We start from the raw sequence: 12,007 nt of genomic DNA, 5'->3' as shown, positions 1-12,007 counted from the left end.
TAATGACTACTGGCCAACAGAATTCACGGGTGGGGTCGTGGTTCGGTCCGTACCGGCTGAACCGGTTGCTCGGTCGTGGCGGAATGGGTGAGGTCTACGAGGCGGAGGACACCCGCAAGGGCCGGGTCGTAGCGCTCAAGCTGATATCGCCGGACTTCTCCAACGACCCGATGTATCGCGAGCGGATGCAGCGCGAGGCCGGTGCTGCCGGACGACTGACCGAGCCGCACGTGGTGCCCATCCACGACTACGGCGAGATCAACGGCCAGCTGTACCTGGACATGCGCCTCATCGACGGCGAGAGCTTGGCGGCGGCGTTGAGCCGTACCGGACCCATGAGCGCGCCCCGCGCGGTCGCGATCGTGCGTCAGGTCGCGGCGGCCCTGGATGCCGCGCACGCCAACGGCATCATCCATCGAGATGTGAAGCCGGAAAACATCTTGATCACCGGCGATGACTTTGCCTACCTGGTGGACTTCGGCATCGCCCGCGCCGGCGAGGACGCCGGTGTGACCCAGGCCGGGATGGCGATCGGTACGTACCGCTACATGGCGCCGGAGCGATTCAGCGACAGCGAGGTCACGTACCGGTCCGACATCTACTCGCTGGCTTGTGTTCTCGGCGAGTGTCTCATCGGGGCACCGCCGTTCCGCGGCGAAAGTGTCGAGCGATTGGTCGCCGCCCACTTGATGGAGCCGGTGCCGCGCCCCAGCCAGCTTTTACCCGGACGGGTACCGCCGGCGCTCGACGAAGTGCTTGCGAAGGGGATGGCCAAGAACCCGGCCGATCGTTACCGCAGCGCCGGTGAACTGGCGCAGGCCGCCTTGCATGCGCTGACGAACACCGAGCAGCACCAGGCGAAAAGCATCATCCAGCAGACCGAAGCCGCCGCCGGCGAGCACACCTCAATGCGTCCCGCGCCGTCCGATCCCGGCAACGGCGGGTGGCGCTCACCACCCACCGCGATGAGCGGCGGCGGTTACCCGGCGCCACCCACCACGGGTTTCAGCACCGGCGGTCACCCGGCGCCACCCACCACGGGTTTCAGCACCGGCGGTCACCCGGCACCGCCCACCACGGGTTTCAGAACCGGAGAGCACTCGGCGCCGCCCACCGGCATCGCCCCCGCCCGCCGAACCCCGCCGCCCGCGGACACCGGGGGATGGGCGGGCCCGCCCACCGGCATCGCCCCCGCGGCGCGCACGCCGGCGCCGGCGCCGCGGGCACCCGATTTTCACCCGCAATCGCAGGAGCAGCCCAACAAGCGGAAGCTCTGGTTGATCCTGGGCGCCGCGGCGGCCGCGGTACTCCTCGCCGTCGTGGCCGTGTTCGTCTTCAAGCCCGACAAGGGTCCGGCGGCCGAGGCGTGCGGCCAGAATGTGTTGCCGTTCAACGGGCTGACGTTCCGGCTGTCTCCCGGCGCGGTGGCGGTGGACTCGGCCGGCGCGATCTACGTGACCAACCAGGGGATGTACGGCCGAGTGGTGAAGCTGAGCCCCGGTTCCGACACGCCCGCTGTGCTTCCGTTCACCGGCCTGTATCAGCCGCAGGGAGTGGCCGTCGACTCGTCCGGCGCGGTGTACGTCACCGACTTCAACCATCGCGTCGTCATGATGGCATCCGGGTCCAACAGCCAGACGGAGTTGCCCTTCACCGGTCTGAGTTTCCCGGAAGGCGTCACCGTCGACAAGGCCGGCAACGTCTACGTCGCCGATCGCGGCAACGATCGGGTGATGAAGTTGCCGGCCGGCAGCAAGACTCCAGAGGTGCTGCCGTTCGACGGGCTTGACAATCCCGATGGCGTGGCCGTCAACGATGCCGGCGACGTGTTCGTCACCGACACCGACAACAACCGGGTGCTCAAGCTGGCGTCCGGGTCGACTGAGCAGACCGTGCTCCCCTTCACCGGGGTCAGCGTGCCCTGGGGGATCGCGGTCAACGCAGCCGGGGATGTCTACGTCAGCGAGCACGACGACAACCAGGTCGTGAAACTGCCGGCCAACGCGACCGCCCCAACTCCGTTGACGCTCAACGGGCTCAACACGCCGCTACAACTGGCGGTGGACAAGGACGGCAATCTCTACATCGCCGACCGCGGCAACGACCGGGTGGTCAAGCTGCACGTCGCCGGCTGCTCGAGCTAGCGCCGCGCCCGCGAAGCAGGAGTCACGACTGCGGGTTCGGCCGAGTCGCGAGCTTGGTCGCCGTCTCGCGAACTCAGCGGCGGCGGACGGTGATCAGCCAGTTGGCCACGGCGGCCGCGAGATACACCACCGTGACGACGATGATCAGCGTCAGCGCCGAGCCCCACACCCGCAGGAAGCCGGCGTGCTCGGGGTTGTTGAGCTCCGAATAGATCAGCAGCGGCAGCGAGGCCATGTTGCCGTTGAAGATGTCGAAGTTGATCGATCGGCTGTAGCCGACCAGCACCAGCACCGGCGCCGTTTCGCCCATCACACGCGCGATGGCCAGCAGGACGCCGGTGACGATCCCCGGTAACGCGACCGGAACCACGATCCGCAGAATGGTCTTCCATTGTGGAATTCCCAACGCGTAGCTGGCTTCTCGCAAGTCCTGCGGTACCAGTCGGAGCATCTCCTCGGTGGACCGCACCACGACCGGCAACATCAGCAGGACCAATGCCAGCGACACCGCGAACGCGCTCTGCTGGAACCCCATGGTGGCGATCCACAGGCTGAACACGAAGAGGGCCGCGACGATCGACGGCAGGCCTGCCAGCACGTCGACCATGAACGTGGTGAACTTCGCGAGCCGCCCGGAACGATATTCGGCCAGGTATACCGCCGTCATGAAGCCCAAGGGCACGGCGATAGCGGCAGCCACCGCGGCCTGCACCACAGTCCCGTAGAGCGCGTGATAGACACCGCCGGTGAACTGCTCGGGCAGCACGCCGCGCAGCGAGTGGCTCCACCACCCCTGCCGGGTGATCGCGTACCAGCCGCGCTGAACGACGACCCACAACACCCAGACCAGCGGCACCAGCGCAACCGCGAAAGACGCGACGAAGAACGTTGCCGCCGCGTTGTTTTCTATCCGCCGCCTGAGGCTGATCGACTGCACCGCGGGGCTTTTGACCGGCAGCGCAAGATCCGGAGCGCTCATACCTTGACCGCCCTACCGACGACCGCGCGTGCGACGGCGTTGACGACGAAGGTCAGCACGAACAGGACGAAACCCGCCGAGATGTAGGCGCCGGTGGGTAACGGCGCACTGAATTCGCTTGCCGCAGAAGCAATTTTGGAGGCAAAGGTATAGCCGCCGTCGAACAGCGACCAGCGGCCCGCCGAGGCGGATGCGCGCAGGATGATCAGCACCGCGACGGTTTCACCGAGCGCACGGCCCAAACCCAGCATCGAGGCCGCTACCGCGCCGCTGCGGCCGTACGGCAGCACGGTCATCCGGATGACCTCCCACTTGGTCGCGCCCAGCGCCTGAGCGGCTTCGGTGTGACTGGCCGGCGTTTGCCGGAACACTTCCCGCGACACCGAGGTGATGATCGGTAGCACCATCACCGCGAGCACGACTCCCGCGGTGAAGATGTTGCCGCCGCCGGCGAGCGACACGTTGCCGGCCTTGAACAGGAACAACCATCCCAATTTCTCGTTGAGGATGGATTCGACCGGCGCGAGTTGCGGTGCGAGCACGAAGATTCCCCAGAGGCCGAAGACGATCGAGGGGACGGCGGCCAGCAGGTCGACTATGGCGGCGAACGGACGCGACAGCCGCGGGGGCGCGTATTGGGTCAGGAACACCGCAATGCCGATGGCGATCGGCACCGCGAGCACCATGCCCCACACGGAGCTCAGCAACGTCACCATGAACAGGTCACGGATGCCGAATGCCAGGTTCGCGCCGTCGCTGGTGTTGAACTGCGTGCTGGTGAAGAAATGCGCGTGGTTGGCGCGCAATGCCGGCAGCGCCTTGACGAACAGGAAGACAGCGATCAGGGCGATCACGATCGTGATGGTGGAACTGGCCAGGGCGGCGACCGACTTGAACAGCCGGTCGCCGACCCGTGCCTTGTTTTCAGTTGTGGCGCTGCGCGCGGGCGCTGTCGTCACTGTCTACTTTCGATCAGGCGATGGCGTCCACCGCGGACGACAACCTCGATTTGAAGGACTCGGGGATCGGGATGTAGCCGTTGTCGGCCAGGCCGTCCTGGCCCGCTCCGATGGTGCTCTGCAGGAACGCCTTCACCGCCGTGCCGACCTGGCCATCCGAGTACTTCGAGCAGACGACCTCGTACGTCGCCAGCACGATCGGGTAGGCCCCGGCCTGCGTCGGCTTGTAGAAGGACAGCGTGTCGAGGATCAGGTCGTTGCCCTGCCCCTTGACCTTCGCACCGGCGATGGTCTTACCCACCGAGTCCGAGCTGATCGCGACCGGATCGGGCCCCGCCGACGTCACGATCTTCGCGACGTTCAGCTTCTGCGCCTGCGCGAACGACCACTCGTTGTAGGTGATCGAGCCGGGCGTGTTCTTGATGGCGGCCGACGTTCCGTCGTTGCCCTTGGCGCCCTCGCCGACGCCGCCGGCGAAGGATTTGCCGCTGCCCTTGCCCCAGGCGCCGTCGGACGCGCCGTCGAGGTACTTCTGGAAGTTGTCCGTCGTCCCCGATTGGTCGCTGCGGAAGACCACGTGAATCGGCAGATCAGGCAGGTTGGTCCCGGCGTTGAGCGCCGCGATGGCCGGATCGTTCCACGTCTTGATCGTGCCGTTGAAGATTTTGGCCGCGGTGGGTCCGTCCAAGTTCAACGTGGTCACGCCGTTGACGTTGTAGGTCACCGCGATCGGACCGAACACCACCGGCAGGTCCCACGCCGGCGAACCGCAGCGCTGCTGGGCCTTGCCGTGCTCGTCGTCGCTGAGCGCGGAATCCGAACCGCCGAAATCGGTTTGGTTGCCGACGAATTCGTTGATACCGGCGCCCGAGCCGTTGGCTGTGTAGTTCAACGTCTGACCCGAGCATGCCTGCTCGAAGGCCTTGACGAAGCGCGCCATCGCGTTGGCCTGAGCGGTCGATCCGCTCGCCTTCAGTGTCTGCTTTCCGCCGCAGTGCACGTTCGCGGCAGGGGCGCCGGAACTCGCACTGCCTTCGCTACCGGTGTTGTTGTTGCCACATCCGGACAGGACGAGCGCGCCGGAGGCCACGATGCCTACCGCGGCGCCAAATCGATTGAATCTCAATTCATTTCCTTCGAACGGTCGGGTTGACGGCCAAATTCACTCGGTCATGTGGCCGGGACGGGTCACGGCGTAGCCCCGACATACGGCAGCGTGGCTGCCCACGGCAAACGCCAGGTGAATCCGACGTTAACGAACCGGCTCACCAAGCCGAAGTTAGCATCGCGATCTAGGAGCCAACTGTGTTCGCCGTAAATCAATCGCTTGACTTAAGTAACGCCGCGCCGATTAACTCGACGACATGGTCAACGAACTAACCGGCAAGGTTGCGATCGTCACCGGCGGTGCCTCGGGCATCGGCGCAGGGATCGCCGAGAAGTTCTTGACCGAGGGCGCACGGGTGGTGATCGCGGACGTCGAGGAAGACCGTGGCGAGCGGTTCGCCGAGAGCCTGGGTGGCGACGTGGTCTTCCGCCGCACCGATGTCTCCGACCAGGCGCAGGTCACGGCCCTCGTGGACAGCACGGTGGAAAGCTTCGGGCGCCTCGATGTGATGGTCAACAACGCCGGGGTCTCCAGCAAGATGCACCGCAGCTTCCTCGATGACGATCTCGCCGACTTCCAGCGCGTCATGTCAGTCAATGTGCTGGGCGTGATGGCCGGTACCCGCGATGCCGCCCGGCAGATGGCCTCGACCGGCGGCGGCTCGATCATCAACCTCTCCTCGATCGGCGGTATCCAGGCCGGCGGGGGAGTGATGAGCTACCGCGCCTCCAAGGCCGCGGTCATCATGTTCACCCAGTCGTCGGCAATTGAGTTGGCGCACTTCGATGTTCGGGTCAACGCCATCGCGCCGGGCAGCATACCCACTCCGATTCTGGCTTCGTCGAACTCGGGAAAGTCGCGGGAGGAACTCGAGATCTTCGAGCAGAAGATTCGAGCCCAGATGCGTGCCGACCGACCGCTGCAGCGGGAAGGTACGCCCGAAGACGTCGCCGAGGCGGCGCTGTATCTGGCCGGTGACAGATCGCGGTATGTGACCGGCACGGTGATGCGCGTCGACGGCGGGACGGCGGCCGGCAAGGTCGTCCGGCGCCGCAGCCAACCATCCAATTAAATCAATCGCTTGACTTAATCAAGGTCAGCGCGTTGACTTGCTCGGGTGACCACTGCCAGGGCCGCGCGCAGCGATCGGGCCAGCACCACACAGGATGCGATCCTCACCGCCGCCGAGCGATTGTTCGCCGAGCACGGCGTCTTCGCGGTCTCCAATCGGCAGGTCAGCGAGGCCGCCGGGCAGGGCAACAACGCCGCGGTCGGCTACCACTTCGGCACCAAGACCGACCTCGTGCGCGCCATCGAGCAACGGCACCGCGAGCCCATCGAGCGGTTGCGCGAAGACATGGTCGCCCGGATGCGGGAGTCGAACGACCCACGGAAATGGGTCGCCTGCCTGGTGCGCCCGCTCACCGAGCACCTCGCGGCCCTGGGCAACCCCAGTTGGTATGCCCGTTTCGCCGCGCAGGTGATGACCGACCCCGCGTACTACAACATCGTCGTCAAGGACGCACTCACCTCGGAATCCCTGGTCCAAGTCATCGACGGGATCAACCGGTGCCTCCCCGAACTTCCAATCGACGTCCGCGTGGAACGCAACCTGATGGCGCGCAATCTGCTGGTGCACACCTGCGCTGATCGTGAACGGGCCTTGGCCGCAGGCGCATCCGCGCCGTGGACCTCCTGGGCGGCGGCCGGCACCCGCCTCATCGACGCGGTGGTGGGACTGTGGCTTGCGCCCGTCACGCCACACGAGTGAAGAGTAGAAGATGAAAGTTTCTGTGGAACAGGACAAATGCGCATCATCGGGAAACTGCGTGATGCATGCGCCGGAAGTCTTCGATCAGCGCGACGACGACGGCGTCGTCATCGTGCTCGACGAGAACCCGCCCACCGAGCAGGCGGACAACGTCCGCAAGGCCGAGGCTGGTTGCCCGGCCCTGGCCATTCACATCGAGGAGTGAGACGTGTCGGAGACACTCACCGAAACCACCACTGACGCACCCGAATACCCGATGGCTCGAGCCGCCGGATGCCCGTTCGCGCCGCCGCCGCAGGTGATGGAATTGGCCGCGGGCCGGCCGCTGTCCCGGGTCAAGATCTGGGACGGCAGCATGCCCTGGCTGGTCACCGGCTACGAAGAGGCGCGCACGCTGTTCTCCGACTCCCGGGTCAGCGTCGACGACCGGCGCGACGGCTTCCCGCACTGGAACGAGGGCATGCTGTCCACCGTGCACAAGCGGCCGAGGTCGGTCTTCACCTCCGATGCCGAGGAGCACACGCGCTTTCGGCGGATGCTGTCAAAACCGTTCACGTTCAAGCGGGTTGAGGGTCTGCGCCCGGCGATCCAGCAGATCACCGACGAGGCCATCGACGCCCTGCTCGCGGGCCCGAAGCCGGGCGAGGTCGTCAGCACCATTGCGCTACCGGTGCCCTCGCTGGTGATCAGCCAGCTGCTGGGCGTGCCGTATGAAGACGCCGAAATGTTCCAGCACCACGCCAACGTCGGCCTCGCGCGGTATGCCGCCGCCGAGGACACGATGAAGGGCGCGATGAGCCTGCACAAGTATCTCGCGCAGCTGGTTGAAGCCAAGATGGAGAACCCGGCCGAAGACGCGGTGTCGGACCTGGCCGAGCGCGTCAAGGCCGGCGAGCTCAGCGTCAAGGAGGCCGCGCAGCTGGGCACCGGCCTGTTGATTGCGGGCCACGAAACCACCGCCAACATGATCGGGCTGGGCGTGCTGGCCCTGCTGGAGCACCCCGATCAGGCGGCGATCCTGCGGGAGACCGACGACGCGAAAGTCATTGCGAACGCTGTCGAGGAGCTGCTGCGCTACCTGTCGATCATCCAGAACGGCCAGCGTCGGATCGCCGCCGAGGACATCGACATCGCGGGGGTGACGATCCAGGCCGGCGAGGGCATCATCATCGACAACGCGCCGGCCAACTGGGACGCAAAGGAATTCAGCGAGCCCGACCGGCTGTACCTGCACCGCTCGGGTGCCGGCCAGCACGTGGCCTTCGGCTACGGCCGGCATCAGTGCGTCGGGCAGCAACTCGCCCGCGCCGAGCTTCAGATCGTCTTCCACACGCTGTTCAAGCGGATCCCCACGCTGGAACTCGCGGTGCCATTCGAGGACGTCCCGCTCAAGCACGACCGCCTCGCCTATGGCGTCTACGAACTGCCGGTGACCTGGTGAATACCCTCGCCAGCCGACCCGGGATAACCGATTTCGATTACTCAATTCGATTGGAGGGCCACTGATGTCGCCTCAAACCAGCACGCTGTATCCGCCCGGGGGCTTCGGCGCTCCCAAGGATCGCCACGGCCATGCCGACGGCACCAAGACCGGTCTGCCCGAGGGCACCGTGGTGTTCTCGGCGGACAACCACATCTCGATCGCCGACGACATCTTCTACAACCGATTCCCGGACGAGCTCAAAGACAAAGCACCACGAATTTGGTATGAGGACGGCGCGTATCAGGTTGGGCGCAAGGGACAATCGTTCCTGCCCGGTGACTTCAGCGCCGTGCTGATGCAGTACGACGACCTGCCCGGAGCGGCCAGCACCAACATCGCGGCGCGGATCCAGGAACTACGTGAGGACGGCGTCGAGAAGGAACTCGCCTTCCCCAACGCGATTTTGGCGCTGTTCCACTATCCGGACAAGCAACTGCGCGAACTCGCATTCCGCATCTACAACGAATACATCGCCGAATTGCAGGAGCAGTCCCACGGCCACTTCTACGGTGCCGGCCTGATCAACTGGTGGGACCCGACGGGTGCGAAAAAGACACTGGCCGAGCTGAAGTCGCTCGGCCTGAAGACCTTCCTGCTGCCGCTGAACCCGGGCAAGGACGACGACGGCAACGTCATCGACTACGGCAGCGACGCCATGCGGCCGGTGTGGGACGAGATCGAGGCGGCCGGGCTGCCCATCACCCACCACATCGGTGAGACGCCGCCGAAGACGCCCTGTCAGTTCAACAGCGTCGTCGTCGGCATGATGATCAACATCGACGGCTTCCGTGAGCAGTTCGCCAAATACCTATTCACCGGGATTCTCGATGATCACCCGAGCCTGCGAATCGGCTGGTTCGAGGGCGGGATCTCCTGGGTGCCTTGGGCTTTGCAGGATGCCGAGCACCTGGTGGCGTCGTACCAGCACATGTTCAACCGCCCGCTGCAGCACGATGTGCGCTACTACTGGGACACCCACATGAGCGCCTCGTTCATGGTGGACCCGCTGGGCCTGCAGTTGATCGACCAGATCGGCGTCGACAAGGTGATGTGGTCCAGCGACTACCCGCACAACGAAAGCACATTCGGCTATTCGGAGAAGTCCCTTGCGTCCGTCGTCGACGCGGTGGGCGCCGATGACGCGGTCAAGATAGTCAGCGGCAACGTCACAAAGTTCTTGGGGCTGTAGGCCATTCGATGACGACAATATTACCGTCGCCGTCGTCTGCCCTCGACATTCCGGAGACGCCGGACCTCGAGCGGATGCGCCGCGAGACCGGCACGCGGCTGCGCTCGGCGATGGCCGACCGTGGCGTGGACGCACTGATCCTGTTGGGGAACAACAGCGTCGTATACGCGGCCGGAGTGAGTTGGCCGCTTGGCGATGCGGGGCTGTCGTACGTCGAGCGCCCGGTGGCGCTGGTGCTGGCGGACGACCCGTACCCGCACCTGTTCCTCCCGTTCCGCGAAGGCGCGTCGTCGGAATCCGGGTTGCCGGCCGACCATCTGCACGGGCCGGTCTATCTCGAATTCGACGAGGGCGTCGAGCATTTCGCGCGAATGGTGCATGAACTCGTTCCGGCGACCGCGGTGATCGCGGTCGACGAGCTCACCGGGGCGATGCGGCGCGCGCAGTCGCAGCTGTTCCGGTCCGGTCCGCCTACCGACGCCGCCCAGATCGTGGGGGCGGCCAAGCTCATCAAGACTCGGGACGAGATCGCGTGCATCCAGACCGCGGTGAAGATCACCGACGCGGCCATGGTCGACGTGCAGGCGGCGCTTGCACCCGGAATTCGGCAGATCGACCTATCCGCCGAATTCACCCGCCGCACTTTCGAACTCGGTGCGATGGCCAGCATGCTGGAGCCGATCTGGCAGGTGATGCCCAAGTTCAAGGCGGACGGGGTGTGGACCACACACGGGGATTTGGCGTTGCCGCTGTTGACAACCGAGCGCGAACTCGCCGCCGGCGACGTGCTGTGGACCGACGTCAGCATCACCTATCAGGGTTACTGCTCCGACTTCGGCCGCACCTGGGTGGTCGGTGAGGAGCCGACACCCCGACAGCATGCGCAGTACTACAGGTGGCAGGACATCATGGACGCCGTGCTCGGCGTGGTGCGCGCCGGTGCCACCGTCGCGGACCTCGGCAGAGCGGGCACGAACGCCAACGGCGGTACCAAGCCGTGGCTGCCGCACTTCTACCTGGGGCACAGCATCGGCGTCAACGCTGCCGAAACACCCATGATCGGAACGGATCTCGGTGACGAGTTCGACGAAAACTTCGTCCTCGAGCCGGGCATGGTGATGGTGCTCGAGCCGGTGGTGTGGGAGGAAGGCACCGGTGGCTACCGCAGCGAGGAGATCATCGTGATCACCGACGACGGACATATCCGGTTGACGAACTACCCCTATGACCCGTACGGAGAACGATGAGCACCGAAGTTCTTGCCGACGACCGCGCTTTGCGCACGGGTCGTCGCGACCGCGCATTGGCGCAGATGGAGAAGCACGACCTCGACGTGCTGGTACTCGGCCGGCAGGCCAACGTCCGTTATGTGTCGGGTGCGCCGCAGTTGTGGGTCGCGGGGACCCGGCCGTTCGGTCCGACCTGTGTGGTCGTGCGGGAGACCGGTGCGATCCACCTGCTGAGCACCTGGGACGAGGGCGTGCCGGAGGACATCCCCCACGAAAATCTGTACGGCATCGCCTGGAATCCGATGAACACCATCGCAAATCTGCAGCGTATCGACGGTGCTGCTACGGCGAAACGCGTTGGCACCGATGCGCTTTCACCGGGCTTCGAGCAGCTGCTGCCGATGGCCTTCCCGAACGCGAAATTGGTCGACGGTGAGCTGGCGATGCGTGCCGCGCGGCGAATCAAGACACCCGAAGAGGTGGTCGCGCTCCGCGAGGCCATCCGGGTGGCCGAACTTGGTCTGGCTGCGGCGGTGGCCGAACTGCGGCCCGGCATCAGTGAAAAGGCCTTGGCCGGTGTGCTGTTGGAGGCGATGGCGGCGGGCGGTGTCAGCACCCCATCCACCCAGGACGCCGCATGGGTGACCGCGCGTGACCACCCGTGGCGCCGGGCCAACCCGGACGGGCTGGTGCACGAGGGCGACCTGGTGGCATTCTCGTCCGGGGTCCTCGACGGCGGCTACACCGGCGAGGTCGGCCGCACCTGGCCGGCCGGCGACATCGACGGCTCCTCCGATCTGTACCGGCGTTGGGATGCTTTGTGGGACAGGTTGTATGAAGCCTGTCGACCCGGTGCGCCGGCGATCGATCTGGTGTCCGCGTATCAGGCGGCCGGCGAAGAACTGCCGCCGATGCCCATCGCGCGTGGCCTGGGTCTCGGATTCGACCCGCCGGTGGTGTCGCAGCACCTGCCGGCGACCGCCGCCGAGGAGCGACTGGAGCCGGGCATGGTGCTCGCTGTCACCGGCTACGTCTGGCAATCCGGCGTCGGCGCGGTCTTCGGGCGCGAGGCGGTGTTGATCACCTCCGACGGTCCCGAGGTTCTCACGTCGAGCCCGTCGGCGAACGTCGCGGTCGGCGCCTGA

At 65.8% G+C, this 12,007-nt stretch carries 11 protein-coding genes; 8 read left to right on the top strand and 3 right to left on the bottom strand.

Annotated features, from left to right (window positions below):
• The first annotated feature begins 2 nt into the window (after positions 1-2).
• Positions 3-2,144 (top strand): serine/threonine-protein kinase PknD, encoded by a 2,142-nt coding sequence (locus PT015_RS14285; RefSeq protein ID WP_285185293.1) that lies wholly within the window; start codon positions 3-5, stop codon positions 2,142-2,144.
• Between the two features lie 73 nt (positions 2,145-2,217).
• Here PT015_RS14285 and pstA read toward each other — a convergent pair whose 3' ends face one another.
• The 3 genes from pstA to pstS are packed head-to-tail and all read right to left on the bottom strand — an operon-like array spanning position 2,218 to position 5,208.
• Positions 2,218-3,123: a phosphate ABC transporter permease PstA gene (gene pstA / locus PT015_RS14280; RefSeq protein WP_285185292.1), complete on the bottom strand. Its 906-nt coding sequence runs from the start codon at positions 3,121-3,123 to the stop codon at positions 2,218-2,220.
• On the bottom strand, positions 3,120-4,082 hold the full coding sequence (gene pstC, locus PT015_RS14275) for a phosphate ABC transporter permease subunit PstC (protein ID WP_285185291.1): 963 nt from the start codon (positions 4,080-4,082) through the stop codon (positions 3,120-3,122). Before pstC ends, pstA begins: the two co-directional genes overlap by 4 nt.
• A gap of 13 nt (positions 4,083-4,095) precedes the next feature.
• Positions 4,096-5,208, bottom strand: coding sequence for a phosphate ABC transporter substrate-binding protein PstS (gene pstS, locus PT015_RS14270; RefSeq protein WP_285185290.1), 1,113 nt, complete (start codon positions 5,206-5,208; stop codon positions 4,096-4,098).
• A 238-nt stretch (positions 5,209-5,446) separates the two neighbouring features.
• Between pstS and PT015_RS14265 the strand changes: the two genes are divergently transcribed.
• From PT015_RS14265 to PT015_RS14235, 7 genes are all read left to right on the top strand, one after another.
• Positions 5,447-6,262: an SDR family NAD(P)-dependent oxidoreductase gene (locus PT015_RS14265; RefSeq protein WP_285185289.1), complete on the top strand. Its 816-nt coding sequence runs from the start codon at positions 5,447-5,449 to the stop codon at positions 6,260-6,262.
• Between the two features lie 45 nt (positions 6,263-6,307).
• A complete protein-coding gene (locus PT015_RS14260) occupies positions 6,308-6,961 on the top strand; it encodes a TetR/AcrR family transcriptional regulator (RefSeq protein WP_285185287.1) in 654 nt (217 codons plus the stop codon).
• A gap of 10 nt (positions 6,962-6,971) precedes the next feature.
• Complete coding sequence (locus PT015_RS14255; protein WP_285185286.1) at positions 6,972-7,166, top strand: ferredoxin; 195 nt, start codon at positions 6,972-6,974, stop codon at positions 7,164-7,166.
• 51 nt (positions 7,167-7,217) lie between these two features.
• Positions 7,218-8,402, top strand: a complete 1,185-nt coding sequence (locus PT015_RS14250; RefSeq protein ID WP_390888021.1) for a cytochrome P450 — start codon at positions 7,218-7,220, stop codon at positions 8,400-8,402.
• Positions 8,403-8,571: 169 nt separating this feature from the next.
• Complete coding sequence (locus tag PT015_RS14245) at positions 8,572-9,633, top strand: amidohydrolase family protein (protein ID WP_285191117.1); 1,062 nt, start codon at positions 8,572-8,574, stop codon at positions 9,631-9,633.
• Between the two features lie 8 nt (positions 9,634-9,641).
• A complete protein-coding gene (locus PT015_RS14240; protein ID WP_285185283.1) occupies positions 9,642-10,880 on the top strand; it encodes a M24 family metallopeptidase in 1,239 nt (412 codons plus the stop codon).
• On the top strand, positions 10,877-12,007 hold the full coding sequence (locus PT015_RS14235; RefSeq protein WP_285185282.1) for a M24 family metallopeptidase: 1,131 nt from the start codon (positions 10,877-10,879) through the stop codon (positions 12,005-12,007). The genes PT015_RS14240 and PT015_RS14235 overlap by 4 nt, the downstream gene beginning before the upstream one ends.

This window comes from Candidatus Mycobacterium wuenschmannii (assembly GCF_030252325.1).
Lineage (GTDB): Bacteria > Actinomycetota > Actinomycetes > Mycobacteriales > Mycobacteriaceae > Mycobacterium > Mycobacterium wuenschmannii.
Note: the sequence above shows the minus strand (reverse complement) of the source record. Positions and strands in the feature narration are given on the sequence as shown.